Origin of the sequence: Streptomyces cacaoi (assembly GCF_006539165.1) — a bacterium.
Classification (GTDB): Bacteria; Actinomycetota; Actinomycetes; order Streptomycetales; family Streptomycetaceae; genus Streptomyces; species Streptomyces cacaoi.
Map to the genome: position 1 here is coordinate 100966 of NZ_BJMM01000010.1, position 19256 is coordinate 120221.

The 19256-nt window shown below is 74.1% G+C and carries 15 protein-coding genes and 1 riboswitch; of the genes, 10 read left to right on the plus strand and 5 right to left on the minus strand.

The features are described 5' to 3' along the window. The first annotated feature begins 217 nt into the window (after positions 1-217). The 3 genes from SCA03_RS12480 to SCA03_RS12490 all read left to right on the plus strand — a co-directional run bounded on the left by SCA03_RS12480 (position 218) and on the right by SCA03_RS12490 (position 4276). The gene (locus SCA03_RS12480; RefSeq protein WP_030877065.1) at positions 218-1633 is read left to right on the plus strand and encodes a M16 family metallopeptidase; all 1416 of its coding nucleotides are present in this window, start codon (positions 218-220) and stop codon (positions 1631-1633) included. Between the two features lie 29 nt (positions 1634-1662). Continuing rightward, the gene (locus SCA03_RS12485) at positions 1663-3033 is read left to right on the plus strand and encodes a M16 family metallopeptidase (protein ID WP_086817062.1); all 1371 of its coding nucleotides are present in this window, start codon (positions 1663-1665) and stop codon (positions 3031-3033) included. Between the two features lie 246 nt (positions 3034-3279). Then, positions 3280-3438, plus strand: a riboswitch (cyclic di-AMP (ydaO/yuaA leader). A gap of 13 nt (positions 3439-3451) precedes the next feature. Then, positions 3452-4276 (plus strand): M23 family metallopeptidase, encoded by an 825-nt coding sequence (locus SCA03_RS12490; RefSeq protein ID WP_086817053.1) that lies wholly within the window; start codon positions 3452-3454, stop codon positions 4274-4276. A gap of 84 nt (positions 4277-4360) precedes the next feature. Here SCA03_RS12490 and SCA03_RS12495 read toward each other — a convergent pair whose 3' ends face one another. Beyond that, entirely contained in the window at positions 4361-4642 is a 282-nt protein-coding gene (locus tag SCA03_RS12495) for an HPr family phosphocarrier protein (RefSeq protein WP_030877059.1), read from the minus strand. A 197-nt stretch (positions 4643-4839) separates the two neighbouring features. On the opposite strand from SCA03_RS12495, the gene SCA03_RS12500 reads away from it, so the two are divergent. The 4 genes from SCA03_RS12500 to SCA03_RS12515 all read left to right on the plus strand — a co-directional run bounded on the left by SCA03_RS12500 (position 4840) and on the right by SCA03_RS12515 (position 10394). Next, entirely contained in the window at positions 4840-7617 is a 2778-nt protein-coding gene (locus SCA03_RS12500) for a bifunctional acetate--CoA ligase family protein/GNAT family N-acetyltransferase (RefSeq protein ID WP_086817051.1), read from the plus strand. Between the two features lie 47 nt (positions 7618-7664). Continuing rightward, a complete protein-coding gene (locus tag SCA03_RS12505; RefSeq protein ID WP_030877055.1) occupies positions 7665-8270 on the plus strand; it encodes a DUF5998 family protein in 606 nt (201 codons plus the stop codon). Then, positions 8267-9490, plus strand: coding sequence for an alkaline phosphatase family protein (locus SCA03_RS12510; protein WP_086817049.1), 1224 nt, complete (start codon positions 8267-8269; stop codon positions 9488-9490). Before SCA03_RS12505 ends, SCA03_RS12510 begins: the two co-directional genes overlap by 4 nt. Positions 9491-9653: 163 nt before the next feature. Continuing rightward, positions 9654-10394 carry a thymidine kinase gene (locus SCA03_RS12515; RefSeq protein ID WP_030877050.1) on the plus strand — a complete coding sequence of 247 codons (741 nt, stop codon included), beginning with the start codon at positions 9654-9656 and terminating at the stop codon, positions 10392-10394. Here SCA03_RS12515 and SCA03_RS12520 read toward each other — a convergent pair. Beyond that, positions 10360-11154: a VOC family protein gene (locus tag SCA03_RS12520; RefSeq protein ID WP_030877046.1), complete on the minus strand. Its 795-nt coding sequence runs from the start codon at positions 11152-11154 to the stop codon at positions 10360-10362. The two genes, SCA03_RS12515 and SCA03_RS12520, sit on opposite strands and share 35 nt — an antisense overlap. A gap of 227 nt (positions 11155-11381) precedes the next feature. Between SCA03_RS12520 and SCA03_RS12525 the strand changes: the two genes are divergently transcribed. After that, complete coding sequence (locus SCA03_RS12525; protein WP_086817060.1) at positions 11382-12251, plus strand: sulfurtransferase; 870 nt, start codon at positions 11382-11384, stop codon at positions 12249-12251. Positions 12252-12327: 76 nt separating this feature from the next. On the opposite strand, the gene sepH is transcribed toward SCA03_RS12525, so the two are convergent. After that, complete coding sequence (gene sepH / locus SCA03_RS12530; protein WP_030877038.1) at positions 12328-13425, minus strand: septation protein SepH; 1098 nt, start codon at positions 13423-13425, stop codon at positions 12328-12330. Between the two features lie 463 nt (positions 13426-13888). Between sepH and SCA03_RS12535 the strand changes: the two genes are divergently transcribed. Continuing rightward, on the plus strand, positions 13889-15154 hold the full coding sequence (locus SCA03_RS12535) for a hypothetical protein (protein WP_230988617.1): 1266 nt from the start codon (positions 13889-13891) through the stop codon (positions 15152-15154). A gap of 175 nt (positions 15155-15329) precedes the next feature. On the opposite strand, the gene SCA03_RS12540 is transcribed toward SCA03_RS12535, so the two are convergent. Together SCA03_RS12540 and SCA03_RS12545 are read right to left on the minus strand one after the other, a co-directional pair. Continuing rightward, positions 15330-16667, minus strand: a complete 1338-nt coding sequence (locus tag SCA03_RS12540) for a D-arabinono-1,4-lactone oxidase (protein ID WP_030877032.1) — start codon at positions 16665-16667, stop codon at positions 15330-15332. Then, a complete protein-coding gene (locus SCA03_RS12545; protein ID WP_086817044.1) occupies positions 16609-17877 on the minus strand; it encodes an MFS transporter in 1269 nt (422 codons plus the stop codon). The genes SCA03_RS12540 and SCA03_RS12545 overlap by 59 nt, the downstream gene beginning before the upstream one ends. Before the next feature lie 210 nt (positions 17878-18087). Between SCA03_RS12545 and SCA03_RS12550 the strand changes: the two genes are divergently transcribed. After that, complete coding sequence (locus tag SCA03_RS12550; RefSeq protein ID WP_051846547.1) at positions 18088-19248, plus strand: ferrochelatase; 1161 nt, start codon at positions 18088-18090, stop codon at positions 19246-19248. Positions 19249-19256: the final 8 nt, after the last annotated feature.

Below are 19256 nucleotides of genomic sequence, written 5' to 3' on the forward strand. Positions count from 1 at the left end.
CGCACGGCTGTGACGCGGACCATTGTGGACCTCGCCCCCGACAGGCGGCCTCCCGACCCGGCATACGCCTCCGGTACGGCCCGGAGGTAGACCGTACGGGAACTTCGCATGCTGTCGGCGTGGTTGCATACAGTGACAGGGCCGTCCGCCGCACGGGCGGTTCACGCCGTTCCCGGCCCTCGCCGGGAACCCCCGCGAGCGAAGGGACTCCACGCCCATGGGTCACACGGCCACGCCCCAGCAGGCCACCGGTGGGCTGACAGCGACCGAGCACCGGCTGGCCAACGGCCTGCGCGTGGTGCTCTCCGAGGATCACCAGACCCCGGTCGCCGCTGTCTGCCTCTGGTACGACGTCGGTTCACGCCACGAGGTCCAGGGCCGCACGGGCCTGGCTCACCTCTTCGAGCACCTGATGTTCCAGGGCTCGGCACAGGTGTCGGGCAACGGCCACTTCGAGCTGGTGCAGGGCGCCGGCGGCTCGCTGAACGGCACCACCAGCTTCGAGCGCACCAACTACTTCGAGACGATGCCCGCGCACGAGCTGGAGCTCGCCCTGTGGCTGGAGGCGGACCGTATGGGTTCGCTGCTGTCCGCGCTGGACGAGGAGTCCATGGAGAACCAGCGCGACGTCGTCAAGAACGAGCGCCGCCAGCGCTACGACAACGTGCCCTACGGCACCGCGTTCGAGCGGCTGACGGCGATGGTCTACCCGGAGGGCCACCCCTACCACCACACGCCCATCGGCTCGATGGCGGACCTGGACGCGGCCTCCCTGGAGGACGCCCGGGCCTTCTTCCGTACGTACTACGCGCCGAACAACGCGGTACTCGCCGTCGTCGGGGACATCGACCCGGAGCAGACGCTGGCCTGGGTGGAGAAGTACTTCGGCTCCATCCCCGGGCACGAGGGCAAGCGCCCGCCGCGGGACGGCACGCTGCCGGACGTCATCGGCGAGGAGAAGCGCCAGGAGCTCCAGGAGGACGTGCCGGCCAGGGCGCTGATGGCGGCCTACCGGCTGCCCGCCGACGGCACCCGCGCCGCCGACGCCGCCGATCTGGCGCTGACCGCGCTCGGCGGCGGCGAGTCCTCCCGGCTGTACACCCGCCTGGTGCGCCGGGACCGCACGGCCGTGGCCGCCGGCTTCGGCATGCTGCGGCTGGCCGGCGCCCCCTCGCTGGGCTGGCTGGACGTGAAGGTCTCCGGCGGCGCCGAGGTGGCCGGCATCGAGGCGGCCGTGGACGAGGAGCTGCGCCGCTTCGCCGAGGAGGGCCCCAGCGAGGAGGAGATGGAGCGCGCCCAGGCCCAGTTGGAGCGCGAGTGGCTGGACAGGCTCGCCACGGTCGGCGGCCGGGCCGACGAACTGTGCCGGTACGCCGTGCTGTTCGGGGATCCGCAGCTGGCGCTGACCGCCGTCGGCCGGATTCTGGAGGTCACCCGCGAGGAGGTGCGGGCCGTCGCCGCCGAGCGGCTGCGGCCGGACAACCGCGCGGTGCTGGTCTACGAGCCGCTGGAGGCGGAGGAGAGCCCCGAGAGCGCGCAGAGCCCGGAGGAGCCGGAGAGCGCGGGCACCGTCGAGAACGCCGGTGCCGCCGCCGTCGCACAGAACGAGAAGACCGAGGAGACCGGGCAGTGACCGACAACGCAGCGAGCGCGGGCACCACGATGGAGTTCCACCCGCAGCCGACCGGCGGCCCCCCCAGGCCGTGGGCCTTCCCCACGCCTGAGCGCGGCACGCTGTCCAACGGGCTGACGGTGCTGCGCTGTCACCGTCCGGGCCAGCAGGTCGTCGCGGTGGAGGTGAACCTCCCGGCGCCGCTGGACGCCGAGCCGGAGGGGCTGGACGGCGTGGCCACCCTCATGGCGCGCGCCTTCAACGAGGGCACCGACAAGCACGACGCGGAGGAGTTCGCCGCCGAACTGGAGCGCTGCGGGGCCACGCTGGACTCCAGCGCCGACCACCCCGGCGTCCGGGTCTCGCTGGAGGTGCCCGCCTCCCGGCTGCCGAAGGCGCTGGGCCTGCTCGCCGACGCGCTGCGCGCCCCCGCCTTCCCGGACGGGGAGATCGAGCGGCTGGTGGCCAACCGGCTCGACGAGATCCAGCACGAGCTGGCCAACCCGGCCCGCCGCGCCGCCAAGGAGCTCTCGCGTGAGCTGTTCCCGGCCGAGTCCCGGATGTCGCGGCCGCGGCAGGGCACCGAGGAGACGGTCCCGCGGATCGACGCCGCGGCCGTCCGCGCGTTCTACGAGGCGCATGTGCGCCCGGCGACGGCCACCGCGGTGATCGTCGGCGATCTGGAGGGCGTGGATCTGGACACCGCGCTGGCCGACACGCTGGGCGCGTGGACGGGCTCGCAGGCGGAGCAGCGGCCGGTGCCGGCCATCACGGGGGACGACCGCGGCCGTGTCGTCATCGTGGACCGTCCCGGCGCCGTCCAGACGCAGTTGCTCATCGGCCGGCTCGGCCCGGACCGGCACGACAGCGTCTGGCCCGCCCAACTGCTGGGCGTCTACTGCCTGGGCGGCACCCTCACCTCCCGGCTGGACCGGGTGCTGCGCGAGGAGAAGGGCTACACGTACGGCGTGCGCGCCTTCGGCCAGGTGCTGCGCTCCTCGCCGGACGGCCGGGGTGCCGCGCTGCTGGCGATCAGCGGCTCGGTCGCCACGGACGTCACGGGCCCGGCGCTCGCCGACCTGTGGACGGTGCTGCGCACGCTGGCCGCCGAGGGGCTGACGGACGAGGAGCGGGACGTGGCCGTGCGGAACCTGGTGGGCGTGGCCCCGCTGCGGTTCGAGACGGCCGCGGCGGTCGCGTCGACGCTGGCGGACCAGGTGGAGCAGCACCTCCCCGACGACTTCCAGGGCCGGCTGTACGCCCGCCTGGCCGAGACCGGCACCGTGGAGGCGACGGCCGCGGCCGTGAACGCCTTCCCGGCGGACCGGCTGGTGACCGTCCTCGTCGGTGACGCCGCCCAGATCGCCGACCCCGTAAGGGAGTTGGGGATCGGCGAGGTCACGGTCGTCACCGGCTCCTGAATTCCCGCACGGCGCATCCGGGCGGCACGCACCGCCCCGGGTGACGGACGGGAGCAGATCGGGCCCGGAAGGAGAAATGCCTCCTTCCGGGCCCGTCATATGTCCGGTTCCGCAAGGCATGTGAGGAGACGTGATGTGGCGAAGACGACAAACTCCGGGTTTTGTTTGCCGCTTCGGCGCGGGCCCGATTAGCGTCGGCGCCGCTGTACGTCAGAAGTGACCGCGCCCGCGGCCGACGGACAGCAGTAGCAGCCATCGCCGAATCCCCGTACGGCACACGCCAGGGGAGCCGGGGACCCAGGTCCCTTGGGGTGAATCGGCGGCGCTCGACGAGGAGCGTCGCCGTAGGAGACCTTCCTGCTCCGAACCCGTCAGCTAACCCGGTAGGCGAGAGGGAAGGAAAGGAGTGCGCCACCAGATGGCGTTCAGCCGCACCACCACCGGTAAGCACCGACGCCCCGGCAAGGTCCGCCGTGGCCGGGCATCCGCCGCAGGCATAGCCGGGGTCGCCGCCGTCGGTGTCGTCGGATCCCTCGCGTCGACCGCCTCGGCCACCAGCGCCCCGCGTGCCGACGTCCACGACACCAGCCTGGACAGCGTCGCCGGCGCCAGCGACCATCTGTCGGCCTCGATCGACGAACAGGCCCGCGTCCAGGACGTGCAGGCCCTGAAGGCCAAGGCCGAGCAGGAGGCCAGGCAGGCCGCCGCCAAGGCCAAGAAGAAGGCCGACGAGGCCAAGCGCAAGGCGGCGGCGGAGAAGGCCGAGAAGAAGCGCGACGAGCGCAAGGAGGAGAAGGCGCGCGCTGCCCGGGCCGGCGGTGAGCGCACCTCGCTGAGCGGCTGGGTGCTCCCCGTCGAGGGCTCCTACATCTCCACCGGGTACCAGCAGGGCGGCGGCATGTGGTCGTCCGGCAGCCACACCGGTGTCGACTTCCACGCGGGGATGAACACCCCGGTCCACGCGGTCGCGGCGGGCGAGATCGTCGAGGCGGGCGACGGCGGGGCCTACGGCAACAACATCGTCATCAAGCACGAGGACGGCACGTACACGCAGTACGGCCACCTCAACTCGATCGGTGTCTCGGTCGGTCAGCAGGTGAAGGCCGGCCAGCAGATCGCGCTGTCGGGCTCGACGGGCAACTCCTCGGGTCCGCATCTGCACTTCGAGGCGCGCACCGGTCCCGAGTACGGCTCGGACATGGACCCGGTCGCCTATCTGCGGCAGCACGGCGTCAAGGTCTGACGGGGCGCACGCCCCGCACCCGGACACGGAGAAGGGCCGGAACCCGCGCGGGTTCCGGCCCTTTCCCGTGCGCGGAGGCGGGGTTCAGACCGTCTCCGGCAGCTCCTCCAGCCCCTCGGCCACGAGCTTCGCCAGCCGGTCGAGGGCCTCCTCGGCGCCGTCGGCCTCGGAGGCCAGCACGACCTCTTCGCCGCCCTCGGCGCCCAGGCCCAGCACGCCGAGCATGGACGCCGCGTTCACCGGGCTCCCGTCGCCCTTCTGGATGGTGACGGGGACGCCGGCGGCCGAGGCGGCACGGACGAAGATCGAGGCGGGGCGGGCGTGCAGGCCCTCGGCCCAGCCGACGGTGACGCGGCGCTCAACCATGGTGTTGCCCTTCGAGTCGGTGAGGTTGTCTAGACCAGTCTCGCACGGCACCCGGGGTGCGCGGCCCCCAGGTTCCGCCCGGAAATCCCCGCGCACACAGGGCGCGCGGACGGTCCGCGGGTACCGGACCGACCGGGGCCCCGCCCGGGGACCTTCGGCCCGCCGCGCCGCGGAGTCCACCGCCGTACGCTGGGCCCATGCCGACCCCCGAGGAGCCCCCAGCGACAGGCAGCTACCCCGCCCACTGGGAAGCGGACGTCGTCCTGCGGGACGGCGGGACCGCGCGGATCCGGCCGATCACGCCCGACGACGCGGGTCGCCTCGTCAGCTTCTACGAACAGGTCTCCGACGAGTCCAAGTACTACCGCTTCTTCGCACCGTACCCCCGGCTGTCCGACCGCGACGTGCGCCGCTTCACACACCACGACTACGTGGACCGCGTCGGCCTCGCCGCGACGATCGGCGACGAGTTCATCGCGACGGTGCGCTACGACCGGGTCGACGCGCACGGGCGCCCCGCCGCCGAGCCGGCCGACGAGGCCGAGGTCGCCTTCCTCGTCCGCGACGACCAGCAGGGGCGCGGCGTCGCCTCCGCGCTGCTGGAGCACATCGGCGCCGTCGCCCGGGAGCGCGGCATCCGCAGGTTCGCCGCCGAAGTGCTGCCCGCCAACAGCAAGATGATCAAGGTGTTCACGGACGCGGGCTACGCCCAGCAGCGCAGCTTCGAGGACGGCTCGGTCCATCTGACGCTCGACCTGGAGCCCACCGAGCGCTCCCTGGCCGTGCTGCGCGCCCGCGAACAGCGCGCCGAGGCCCGCTCCGTCGCCCGGCTCCTCGCCCCCGGCTGCGTCGCCGTCGTCGGGGCGAGCCGCACCCCCGGCGGGCCCGGCCGGGCCGTGCTGGAATCGCTGCGCACCGGCGGCTTCACCGGCGCGGTGTACGGCGTGAACCGGGCGCTGCCGCAGGGCCGCACCGATCTGGCCGGTGTGCCCGCCTACCGCTCGGTGGGGGAGATCCCCGAACAGGTGGACCTCGCCGTCATCGCGGTGCCCGCCGCCCAGGCCGGCCCGGTGGTCACCGACTGCGGCGAGGCCGGAGTGCGCGGCGTCGTCGTCTTCTCGAACGGCTTCGGCCGGGCCGAGCAGCGGGAACTGGTGCGCCTCGCCCGCTCCTACGGCATGCGGCTGGTCGGGCCCGACGCGCTCGGCCTGATCAACACCGGCCGGGACGTCCGGCTCAACGCCACCCCGTCCCTGCGGATGCCCGCCCGGGGCCGTACCGGGGTCTTCACCCAGTCCGGGGCCATCGGCATCGCCCTGCTCGACGGGCTCGACCGGCGCGGCATCGGCCCCTCCTCGTTCGTCTCCGCCGGGAACCGCGCCGACGTCTCCGGCAACGATCTGCTCCAGCACTGGGACGAGGACCCGGAGACCGACGTCGTCCTGATGTACCTGGAGTCCATCGGCAACCCGCGCAAGTTCACCCGGCTCGCCCGGCGCACCGCGGCACGCAAGCCGGTCGTCGTCGTCAAGGGCGCGCGGCAGCGCGGCAGCGCGCCCCCGACCGGGCACGCGGCGCCCGCCTCGCGCACCCCGGACGCCACCGTCTCCGCGCTGCTGCGGCAGGCCGGGGTGCTCATGGTCGACAGCTTCACCGAGCTCCTCGACACCGGGTTCCTGCTCGCCGGCCAGCCGGTGCCCGCCGGACCGCGCGTCGCCGTCGTCGGCAACACCGAGGCGCTCGGGCTGCTCACCTACGACGCCTGCCTCACCGACGGGCTGCGCCCGCACCCGGTCGTCGCCCTGCCCGCCTCCGCCGCGCCCGACGACCTCCGCGCCGCGGTGCGGACCGCGCTCGACGACCCGGACACCGACGCGGTCCTGGTCACCCTGATCCCATGGGTGCCGGAGGCGGTCCCCGAGGCGCTGCCCGAGGCGCTGTCCGGGCCCGGCACCCCGCCCGGCCCCGGCGGTGCGCACGGCGGCCGCACCGAGGCGCTCGCCGTGGCCCTCCAGGACGCCGCGCGGGACGGGGCCGAGGCCGGCAAGCCCGTCGCCGTCGTCCATCTCGCGCTGGAGGGGCTGGAGGAGGCGCTCGCCACCCGGGGTCTGCCCTCTTATCCGGCGCCCGAACGTGCCTCGCGCGCCCTGGCGGAGGCCGTGCGCTACTCCCGCTGGCGCGCCCGGGCCGCGGCGCCCGGCAAGGTGCCCGACCACCTCACGGACGAGGCGGACACGGCCCGCGCCGCCGGACTCCTCGCCGGCGCCGTGCCCGTGACGCCCGGCCGCAGCCGCGGGCTCGACGCCGAGGAGACCGCCCAACTGCTCGGCTGCTACGGCATCCACGTCCAGCCGGCCCTGCCGGCGCCCGACGCCGACGCCGCCGCCCGCGCCGCCCGCACCCTCGGCTACCCGGTCGCCCTGAAGACCTCAGCCCCGCATCTGCGTCACCGCGCCGACCTCGGCGGGGTCCGCCTGGACATCGCCGGCGAGGCGGGGCTGCGCCGGGCGTTCGGCGAGCTGACCGACGCGCTCGGCGCCCCCCAGGAGCTGCGTCCCGTCGTGCAGTCCATGGCCCCGCGCGGCGTCGGCACCGTCATCCGCGGCACCCTCGACCCGGCCATCGGCGCCGTGCTCTCCTTCGGGCTGGCCGGCACCCCCTCCGAGCTGCTCGGCGACACCGCGCACCGGCTCGTCCCGGTCACCGACACCGAGGCCGCCGAGCTGGTGCGCTCCATCCGCTCGGCCCCGCTGCTGTTCGGCTGGCGCGGCGCCGAACCCTCGGACACCGCGGCGCTGGAGGACGTGCTGCTGCGGGTCTCGCTGCTGCTCGACAGCCATCCGGAGATCGTCGCCGTCGAACTGGACCCGGTGGTCGTCGCCCCGCGCGGGGCGACGGTGCTGGGCGCGTCGGTGCGCGTGGCGGAGCCGGAACGCCTCCCCGACCCGGGCGCCCGCCGGCTGCCCGCGTACTGAACCCCGGCCGGGCCGGAGGCCCCCTCGGGGCCCGTAGGATGGCTGTCATGGCGAAGACCGGTACGACGACGCAGGGGCTGCGCGAGGCGATCGAGCGCAGTGGCTACTACCCGGCACTCGTAGCCGAGGCGGTCGAGGCCGCCGTCGGCGGGGAGCCGGTGGCCTCGTATCTCGTGCACCAGGAGACGACGTTCGACTCCAACGAGGTCCGCCGCCACGTCACGGTGCTCGTCCTGACCGGCACCCGCTTCCTCGTCAGCCACACCGACGAGCAGCCCGCCGACGGCACGTCCCCCTCGCCCTACGCCACCACGTCCACCGAGTCCGTGAAGCTGGAGCGCATCTCCTCCGTGGTCCTCTCCCGGGTGGTCGCCAACCCGGAGTCCTACACCCCGGGCACCCTGCCCCGGGAGGTCGTCCTCACCATCGGCTGGGGCGCCGTCTCGCGGATCGACATGGAGCCCGCCACCTGCGGCGACCCCAACTGCGAGGCGGACCACGGGTACACCGGCTCCACCACGGCCGACGACCTCTCGCTGCGGGTGAGCGAGGCGGGCGACGGCCCCGACACCGTCCGCCAGACCCTCGCGTTCGCCCAGGCGCTGTCCGAGGCGACCGCCGGCACCTCCTCCCGCGTCGGGCCGGGCCGGTGAGCGGCGCGGGCCGCACCCCCGGCAGGCCCCCGCAGGACACCCCGGCCCTCCCGGAGGAGGCCGCTCCGCTCGACCCCGCGACGGCGCCCGTGCCCCGCTACGGCACCGGCTCGCTCGCCGATCTGCTGCCCACGCTCGCCGCCGGCCTCGGCGTGCCCGGGATGACGGCCGCGCTGCCGCTGGAGCCCGCCGACCGCGTGTGCGTCTTCCTCGTCGACGGCATGGGCTGGGAGGCGCTCCGGGCCCACCCCGGCGAGGCCCCGTTCCTCACCTCCCTGCTGGCCACCTCGGCCGGCGGCGCGGGCGCGCCCATCACCTCGGGCTTCCCGTCCACCACGGCGACGTCCCTGGCCTCCGTCGGCACCGGCCGGGTGCCCGGCGAGCACGGCCTGCCCGGCTACACGGCGCTGGACCCGGCCACCGGCAAGCTGATGAACCAGCTGCGCTGGCACCCGTGGACGGACCCGCACGTGTGGCAGCCGTACCCGACGGTCTTCCAGAGCGCCGACGCCGCGGGCATCGCCACCTGCCAGGTGACGGCCCCGCACTTCGAGCACACACCGCTGACGAAGATCGCGCTGTCCGGCGGCACCTTCCTCGGCAGGCTCGCCGCCGAGGACCGGATGGACCTGGCCGCCGAGCGGCTCGCGGCCGGTGACCGCTCGCTCGTCTACACCTACTACGCCGAACTCGACGGCAACGGCCACCGCTACGGCATGGACTCCGACGCCTGGCGCGGCCAGCTGCGCCACGTCGACGGCCTCGCCCGGCGGCTCGCCGAACAGCTGCCGCCCCGCTCGGCCCTCTACATCACGGCCGACCACGGCATGGTCGACATCCCCGGACACCCCGGCGCCCGGATCGACTTCGACGAGGACTGGGAGCTGAGCGCCGGCGTCGCCGAGCTGGGTGGCGAGGGCCGGATGCGCCATGTGTACGCGGTGCCCGGCGCCGCCGGCGATGTGCACGCCGTGTGGCGGCAGGTGCTGGCGGACCAGGCGTGGGTGGCCACCCGCGAAGAAGCCGTCGCGCTGGGCTGGTTCGGCCCCGGGGTGGAGCCGCGGGTGCGCGGCCGGATCGGGGACGTCGTCGCCGCCATGCGGGACGATGTGGCCATCGTCGCCACCCGGCGGGAGCCGAACGAGTCGGCCCTGATCGGCATGCACGGCTCGGCCACGCCCGCGGAACAGCTCGTTCCGCTGCTGGAGGTCCGCACCTGACGCCCGACGACCCCCGGGCGCCCCGCACCGCCGCCCCAGGAGCCGCACACCGCCACCGGCCGCGCCCGCGCCCCTGCCCGTCCGAGAGCCGACCTGCGTCCCACAGCTGACCGCGTCCCACGGCCGACCCGCGTCACAGAGGTGAGAAAGGGCTGAACGCACCATGCCAGAGCTGGTGTTCTTCTCCGGAACGATGGACTGCGGAAAGAGCACGCTCGCGCTCCAGATCGAGCACAACCGTTCGGCGCGCGGGCTGAACGGCATGATCTTCACGCGGAACGACCGTGCGGGGCAGGGCCGGCTCTCCTCGCGGCTCGGCCTCGTCGCCGACGCCGTCGAGGTGGCCGAGGACCTCAACTTCCAGGCCCATCTGGTCCGTCACCTCACCGCCGGCGGACGCACCGACTACGTCATCGTCGACGAGGCGCAGTTCCTCTCCGCCGACCAGGTCGAGCAGCTCGCCCGGATCGTGGACGAACTCGGCATCGACGTCTACGCGTTCGGGATCGCCACCGACTTCCGCACCCGCCTCTTCCCCGGCTCGCAGCGGCTGATGGAGCTGGCCGACCGGCTGGAGACGCTCCAGGTCGAGGCGTTGTGCTGGTGCGGCGCCCGCGCCACCCACAACGCGCGTACCGTCGGCGGGCGGATGGTCGTCGAGGGCGCACAGGTCGTCGTCGGCGACGTGGGGGAGCAGCACCCGGCCGACGGTGCGGAGGTCGGCTACGAGGTGCTGTGCCGGCGCCACCACCGCCGCAGGCTCACCGCGGCGGCCGCCGGCGCGGGCCCGCTGTCACCCGAGGTGCTTCCGGTCGACGGCCCGGTGCCGTCGTCCCGGCAGGCGAGCGGGGCCACGCCGGCGGCCGGACTCAGTGACCCACGTCAACGGGCCGGATCACGCTGATCCGTGCCCCCTCGGGGTCCGCGATCGCGGCCACCCTGCCGTACGGCGAATCCTGCGCGGGGCGCGCCACCACGCCGCCCAGCTTCGCCGCGCGCGCGGCCACGGCGTCCGGGTCCTCCACGGCGAAGTACGTGCGCCAGTGCGGCCCGCGGCCGGCGGGGAAGGCGTCGCCCAGCCCGTGCATACCGGCCACCGGGACGCCGCCCTTGCACAGCGTGCGGTGGTCGAAGTCCGGCGTACCGGAGTTCTTCGACTCGTAGCCGAACACCGCGCAGTAGAACGCCTCGACGGCGGCGGTCTCCCGTGTGATCAACTCGAACCAGACGGGGGCCCCGTGGGTGCCCAGCGGCGCCGTGCCCAGGGGCGGCTCCTGCACGTCCTGCCACACCCCGAACACCGCGCCCTGCGGATCCGCGGCGACGGCCACCCGCCCCGCCTGCTCCGCGTCCATCGGTCCCACGGCGACCGTGCCGCCGCTCTCCCGGATCCAGGCGGCGGTGTCGTCCGCGTCGTCGGAGGCCATGTACGGCAGCCAGGCGATGGGCAGTTGTCTGCCGCTCGCCCTCCGCCCCAGGCCCGCCACCTCGTGTCCGCTGACCACGGCCCGCACATAGGGCCCCAGTTGCTGTGGGCCGGCGCGGTACTCCCAGCCGAACAGCTCCCGGTAGAACTCCTTGCTGGCGTCCAGGTCCTGAGCCATCAGGCTCGCCCAGGCCGGTGCACCAGTCGTCCGGCGTTGCCGAGTGGCTGCCTCGGTCATCTGCTTCTCTCCCTCGAAGACCATCATCGATGCGGTCGTGCGGTGGAAGTCCCCGGCGTCCTCGGCGGGGCCCGTGACGCGTTGCCAGTGCAGATGCTCGCACCACCTCTCACGCCTCGCTCCCCGGCCGCGCCGCCGGAGTCCGGTTCCGCCGGGGAATCCCGGTGTACCACCACGGGCGGGCCGTCGGGGCCCGTGCGGCGGTGGCACTGCGCGAAGATGGCGCCATGACTGCCATCATCTCCGTACCCGAACTCGCGAGCGATCTCGCCTCCGGAACACCGCCCGTCCTGCTCGATGTGCGCTACCGGCCCGGCGAACAGCTCGGGTTCCCGGCATACCGCAAGGGGCACATCCCGGGCGCCGTCTACATCGATCTGGAGACCGAACTCGCCGGCCCGGCCGGGCCCGGCACCGGCCGTCATCCCCTGCCGCCGGTGGAGGTCTTCGGCGCCGCCATGCGCCGGGCCGGCGTCCGGCAGGACGGCCCGGTGGTCGTCCTCGACCAGGGCGGGGTCACCGGCGGCTGGGCGGCGGCGCGTTGCTGGTGGATGCTCCGCTGGGCGGGCCACCCCGATGTGCGGGTGCTGGACGGGGGCCTCGCGGCCTGGATCGCCTACCGCGAGCCGGAGGCCGGCGGCGCGCTCCCGCTCGCCACCGAGGTGCCCGAGCCGGTGGAGGGCGACTTCGTCCCGCGCCCCGGCGGGCTGCGCACCCTCGACGCCGACGGCGCCGCCGTGCTGGCCCGGCGCGGTCTGCTGCTCGACGCCCGGGCGGCGGAGCGGTACCGGGGCGAGGTGGAGCCGCTCGACCCGGTCGCCGGGCACATCCCCGGCGCCGTCTCCGCCCCGACGACGGACAACCTCACCGACGCCGGAACCTTCCGCTCCGGGCAGGCGCTGGCCGAGCGGTTCGAGGCGCTGGGTGCCGGACCCGAGACGGAGGTCGGCGTCTACTGCGGCTCCGGGGTCTCGGCCGCCCAGGAGATCCTCGCCCTCGAACTGGCCGGTATCGACGCCGCGCTCTATGTCGGCTCCTGGAGCGAGTGGACCGCGGAGGGTTCCCGCCCGGTCGCGACGGGCCCCGAACCTGGGTGAGCCACCGGCCGCACACACGTGCGCCGGGCCGTTTCCCCCGGGGGAACGGTCCGGCGCGGCGCCCGGGTTGACGGGCTCACTCCTTCTTGCGACGGGTACCGAAGACGATCTCGTCCCAGCTCGGCACCGCCGCCCGGCGGCCCGGGCGCACACCGTCGGCCTCGGCCTGCCGGTCCGTCGTGCCCTTGAGCCGGTCCCGGTGGGCGCCGACGGAGCGCGGCATCAGCACATCCGCGTACGCGGAGCCCGCGCTCGCCGCGGGAGCGGGCGGCTCGGCGGCCTCCTGCTCCTCCTCGCTCTCCACCGACTCCCGCTCGTCCTGCTCGGGAAGGCTCTCCGGCTCGTGCAGCGGCTCGGCGCCGGAGGAGGTGTCCGGCTCCGGGACGACCAGATCGCCACGGAAGCTGGGGACCGCCTCCAGCAGGCTGGTCAGCGAGTCCGGCTCGCCCCGCTCGGAGCGCGGGGTGTCCTCCTCGTCGCCCGGTGCCGGGGAGAGGGAGGCGGGCTCCAGCTCGGCGCGGCCGGAGCGCTCGCCGCGCTCGGGCCGCTCCCGGGGCAGCCGGGCGATGCGGGGCACGAACGGGAAGCTGGGCTCCGGGGTGTCGTCCGTCTCCCCGATCAGCGCGCGGGCCTCGTCGTCCACGGCCTGGACCAGGCGGCGCGGCGGGTCGTACGTCCATGTCGCCGAGTGCGGCTGGCCGGCGACGCGGTAGGCCAGCAGCACCTCCCAGGTGCCGTCGTCCCGGCGCCAGGAGTCCCAGTGCACCGAGTCCTTGTCGGCGCCGCGCAGCAGGAGCCGCTCGCTGACGGCCTCGCCCAGCTGGGGGCCGGTGTTCTCGCCGGGGCGGCGTACCGGGGTCTTGCGGGCCCGCTCGGCCATGAAGGCGCGTTCCGCGAGGACGGGGCCCTCGAAGCGGCGCACCCTGTCGACGGGGATCCCGGCCAGCGAGGCGACCTCCTCGGCGGAGGCGCCTGCTCGTATGCGCGCCTGGATGTCCCGGGGGCGCAGGTGGCTCTCCACCTCGATCTCGATCTGGCCGAGCCGCGCGCGGTCGTTCCGGACGGCGGCGCGCAGCCGCTCATCGATCGGAAGCGTGTATTCCGTGCTGTCGGCAGCTTTGAGCACCAGTCGTGTGCCGTCGTTGCTGACGGCCACGACACGCAGTTCGGGCATGGGGACCTCCCGGGTGGTGCCTGCCGACGTCACGTGCGTCGCTGCTCCCGCTAGACGAGTGTGGCCTGCCCCGGTGCAGCCTGCCACAACCTTGCCGACTTCCTCGGGGTACCGGGACAGTATTCCGCTCCATCGTTCCGCGTCATCCATCACTGCCCGAACCGCCGCTATGGCACGGTTACCTCCTCACAACGCACAGTGACCGGTCCGATCACCGTGAGCAGCCTGCGCCGGGTCAGAACCGAGACCAGGGCTCGTCACACTACTCCATTAGGGCCACCCGGGTGGACCGCCGCGCCACCGAAGTTGCTCACGGGTAAGGGAGTTGACGCCCCCGGGGCCCATTCGCCCTGGCTGTGGGGGTGGTAATCCTCACAGAACCACCCGAACCGGAACCATCGCCTTCGCCAATAAGTCCCTTAATCGTGCACAGTGGTTGGGAATGTGTGATCGAGGGCGGTAGATGGACAAGAAAGACATACCCGACCGGCGAGAGGGGTCCGGCGGGGAGGGCGGATCCAGGACAAAACTGGATCTGAGCCTGGCCCAGGTGCTCGGCAGTGCCGTCGCCGCCGTGGTCGCCGCCTTCGCGGCAGGTCAGCTGGGGGTCTACGGCACGTTCCTCGGAGCCGGTGTCGTGAGCCTGGTCGCCACCAGCGGCGGCCCCATCTTCCAGCACCTCTTCCGCAGGACGGGTGAGCAGATCAAGGAGGTCACCGTCCCGCCGAGGGCGCGCCAGGGTCCCGTACGGGATCCGGCGGCGGGCTGGAAGGACGGTGCGCAGCTCGACACCGCGATCGCAGCGGACGCAGCGGACGCCGCAGGTTCCGGGGACTCCGGCGGGCCCACCCGGGCCGTGCCGGGACCCGGTGGCCGGCGGGGCGACGAGGACGGCACCCGGCTCCTGCCGACGGCCGGGCCGCGAGGGCACCGGGACGGCACGGACGACGCGACCCGGATGCTCCGCGCCGCGGACGCCGGCGCGGGCACGGACGAGCGCACCCGGATGCTACGGACGGTCGGTGCCACCGGCGCCCCGGACGAACGCACCCGGATGCTGCGGAAGGCCGAGGGCGACGATCCGGCGCAGCGCACCCAGCTGCTGCGGACCGTCGGCGGGGAGGAGAAGCTGCCCGGCGACGGCGAGTTCGGCGCCTCCACCACGCACGGCACCAAGTGGCGCGGCTGGAAGCGGACGCTGCTGCCCGCGCTCCTGGTCTTCGTGATCGCGGTCGGCGGCATCACCGTCTACGAGGTGATCTCCGGGCACAACGTCTCCGGCGGCAAGGGCACCTCGATCAGCGACGTCTTCCGCTCCGGCGGCGGCTCCTCGCAGGACGAGGGGCCCGACCGGGCGCCGGGGGAGTCCGGTACGCCGAGCCCCGGCTCGTCCGACGACGGGGGAGCCGGCGAGGACGGCTCCGGCAGCCCGTCCGCCGACCCGGACACCGGCAACGGGCAGCAGGGCGGCGAGAGCGGTTCCGGCGAGAAGGGCGGCGCCACGCAGAGCCCCGACCCGGGCACCTCGCAGCAGCCCGGCGGGGAGCAGGGTGGCACCGGCACCCACAGCCCGGACACCGGGAACGGCGACGGGAGCGACGGCTCCGGGGACGACGGCAGCGGGCAGGACGGCCCGGGCGACGCACCCACGAGCGGAAGCGACCAGGGCGGCGCCGGCAGCGGCCGGATGCCGCAGCAACAGCAGCCGGACACCACTCCGGCCGGATAGCGTCCCGGCGCGATGGCGCGATGGCGCGATACGGCGCAGCCGGGCACAAGGGGCCGGTACACCTCGCGGTGTGCCGGCCCCTCGTCGTGCGCCGCGTAGGCGTCGCCCCCCCCCGAGCGTTGGTGCCGTGCGCTGCCGGGCGGCGTGCGCTGCCGGGCGGGGTGTGCGCCGTGGGTCAGTCGCCGAGGACGCGGCGGAGATAGTCGTTGCCGAACACCCGGTCGGGATCCAGCCGGTCCCGCAGCGCCGTGAACTCGCCGAAGCGGGGGTAGACCTCGGCCAGATGTCCGGCGTCCCTGCTGTGCAGCTTGCCCCAGTGGGGACGGCCCTCGTGCGCGGTCATGATCCGCTCGACGGCGCTGAAGTAGCCCTCGTGCGGCGTCCCCCGGTACATGTGGACGGCCACGTAGGCGCTCTCGCGTCCGCTCGCCGTGGACAGCGGGATGTCGTCCGCCGGGGCGGTACGCACCTCCACCGGGAAGCTCACCTTGAAGCGGGACCGCTCGACCATCGCCTTGAGCTCGCGCAGGGCCGGTACGAGAGCGGCGCGCGGAATCGCGTATTCCATCTCCAGGAAGCGGACGCGGCGCGGGCTGGTGAAGACCTTGAACGGGATGTCGGTGTACGTACGGGCCGACAGGGCGCGGCTGGAGACGCGGGCGACGCCGGGCACGGTGGCGGGTACGGCCCTGCCCAGGGAGCACACGGCCTGGAAGACGCCGTTGGAGAGCAGTTCGTCGTCTATCCAGCCGCGCATCCTCGGCAGCGGACGGGCCGGGCCCGCGCTGCGGTTGTTGCGCTTGGTGTTGCAGCCGTCGGTGTGCGGGAACCAGTAGAACTCGAAGTGCTCGTTCTCGGCCACCAGTTGATCGAACCCGCCGGTGACCCGGTCGAAGGTCATCGGCTCCTCGCGGGCGGTGAGCAGGAACTCCGGCTCCACGGCGAAGGTGATCTCCGTGAGCACGCCGAGGGCGCCCAGGCCCAGCCGGGCGGCGGCGAACACCTCGGGGTTCTCGTCGGGGGAGCAGCGCAGGACGGAGCCGTCGGCGAGCACCAGCTCCAGCCCGCGGATCTGGGCGGCGATCGCGGCCGAGTCCCGGCCGGTGCCGTGCGTTCCGGTGCTGACGGCGCCGGAGACGGTCTGCTCCGTGATGTCGCCCATGTTGGTCAGGGAGAGCCCTTGCGCCGCCAGGGCCGTGTTCAGCTCCTTGAGCGGGGTGCCCGCCGCGACCGTCACGGTGCCGGCGGCGCGGTCGACGGAGCGTATGCCGGTGAGCCGGTCGGGGCGTATCAGCACGCCGTCGGTGACGGCCGCGGCCGTGAACGAATGACCGGTTCCGGCCGCCTTGACCCGCAGCCCGTCCGCCGCCGCCCGGCGTACGACCTCGGCGAGCCCCTCCGTCGTGGACGGGGCGACGGTCCGCACGGGGGAGGCCGTCACATTCCCCGCCCAGTTACGCCAGGTTGCGTTCGCGTTCCTCGTCGACCGGCTGCCCGTGGATTGCACGCTCATCTGCGACCGTCCCCTCTCGCCGTGGCGCCGGCCGGGAAGTCAGCCGGCGGTAGCCGAGGAACGCCACCAGGGCCGCGAGCGCGCCCGCGACCGCGGGCACGCCGTAGGCACGGCCGGCGCCGAAGGTGTCGACCGCCCAGCCGGCGGCCGAGGACCCCAGCGCCACCCCGACCGAGAGGCCCGTGCTGGTCCACGTCATGCCCTCGGTCAGCTTGGCGCGCGGGACCAGCTGTGCGACGAGGGCCATGGTGGTCGCCATCGTCGGGGCAATGGTCATGCCCGCGAGGAAGAGCGCCACGGCCAGGGACGGCAGGTTCCCCACCAGTTGGAGAGGGATCATACTCACGGCCATCGCACAGATGCCCAGAATCCAGCGGCGGGCAGGCGGCGAGGACGGCCGCAGCACGCCGTAGACGGCTCCGGCCAGCACCGAGCCCAGCGCGTAGACGGCCAGCGTCAGGCTCGCGGCGCCCTTGTGCCCCTGCTGTTCGGCGAAGCCGACCGTCACCACGTCGATGGCGCCGAAGATGGCGCCGGTGAACGCGAAGACGGCCACCAGCACCTGGAGCCCGGGGGTGCGCAGGGCGCTGCCGCCGGTGTGCTTCTCCCGCGGGTGCGCCGGCGGCTCCGTCGACCGCTGGGCGCCCAGCCACAGCACACCCACGGCCAGGAAGGTCGCGGCCAGCGCCGGGCCGGCCTCCGGGAACAGCGTCGTCGACAGGCCGATGGCCAGGATCGGGCCGACGACGAAGCAGGACTCGTCGACCACCGAGTCGAAGGCGAACGACGCGTGCAGCAGCCGCGGTTCGTCGCGGTGGAGGTGCGCCCAGCGTGCCCGCACCATCGAGCCGACGCTGGGCATGCACCCGGCGCCCACGGCGAACAGGAACAGCAGCGGCTCGGGAGCACCGGCGTGCACGGCGGCGATCAGGCCGAGCACGCTCGCCACACAGATGAGCATCGCCGGGCGGATCACCCGGCGCTGGCCGTGCCGGTCCACCAGCCGGGAGATCTGCGGGCTGAAGGCGGCGGAGGCGAGGGCCACGGTCGCCGAGAGCGCCCCGGCGACCCCGTAGTCCCCGCTGAGCTGGGACACCATCGTGACGATGCCGATGCCGGTCATCGACAGGGGCATCCGGCCGAAGAAGCCGGCGGCGGAGAAGGACCTGCTCCCGGGCGCGGTGAAGATCGCGCGGTACGGACTGGGCACGGGCGGACTCTTGCTGTTCGAGGGGTCGGCGGGGCGAGGGGTTCGCTGCCGCGGCGGTGGACGCCGCGGTGCGGGGCGCCGCACGCGCGCCCGTGCGCGCACCGGCGGGCGGGAGTCCACCGGGCGCACTGGGACAAACGTACGACCTCGACAGTTTACGGGCGGGAGGGTGCCCGTCGGCGCCGGTGGCCTGATGGCAGGATCGGAGCCATGTCCGATGAGCTCCCCACCACCCCGTCCGGCCCCGGCCCGGACTGTGATCACGCGCCCTACGACGCGCTGCTGCTGCTGTCCTTCGGCGGCCCCGAAGGCCCGGACGATGTCGTTCCGTTCCTGGAGAACGTCACCCGGGGGCGCGGTATCCCGCGCGAACGCCTGGAGGAGGTGGGGCAGCACTACTACCTCTTCGGCGGCGTCAGTCCGATCAACGCGCAGAACCGCGAACTGCTCCAGGCCCTGCGCAAGGACTTCGCGGAACACGGCCTCGACCTGCCCGTCTACTGGGGCAACCGCAACTGGGCCCCCTATCTGACGGACACCCTGCGCGAGATGACCCGGGACGGCCGCCGGCGGATCCTCGTCCTCGCCACCAGCGCCTACGCCTCCTACTCCGGCTGCCGCCAGTACCGCGAGAACCTCGCCGAGTCCCTGGCCACGCTGCGGGCGGAGGGCCTGCACCCGCCGCGGGTCGACAAGCTGCGGCACTACTTCAACCACCCGGGCTTCGTCGAGCCCGTCGTGGACGGCGTCCTCGCCTCGCTGGACGCGCTCCCCGCCGAGGTCCGCGAGCGCGCACACCTCGCCTTCACCACCCACTCGATCCCCGACGCGGCGGCCGACACCTCCGGGCCGGTGGAGGAGCACGGCGACGGCGGCGCCTATGTCGCCCAGCACCTCGACGTGGCCTCCGTCATCGTCGAGGCCGTCCGGGAGCGCACCGGCATCCGCCACCCCTGGAAGCTCGTCTACCAGTCGCGCAGCGGCCCGCCCTCGGTGCCCTGGCTGGAGCCGGACATCTGCGACCACCTGGAGGAGCTGCACGGCCAGGGCGTGCCCGGAGCCGTGATGGTCCCGGTCGGCTTCGTCTCCGACCACATGGAGGTCCTCTACGACCTGGACACCGAGGCCAAGGACAAGGCGGCCGAGCTGGGGCTGCCCGTGACGCGCTCCGCGACCGTCGGCGCCGACCCGCGGTTCGCCGCCGCCGTCCGCGAACTCGTCCTGGAGCGCGCCGAGGCCGAACGCGGCGGTCGGCCCGCGCGCTGCGCCCTGGGCGCGCTCGGTCCGAGCCACGACGTCTGCCCGGTCGGCTGCTGCCCGGCCCGCACCCCCAAGCCGGCCGCGGCCGGAGCCGACGCACCGAACCTGTGACGAGGAGC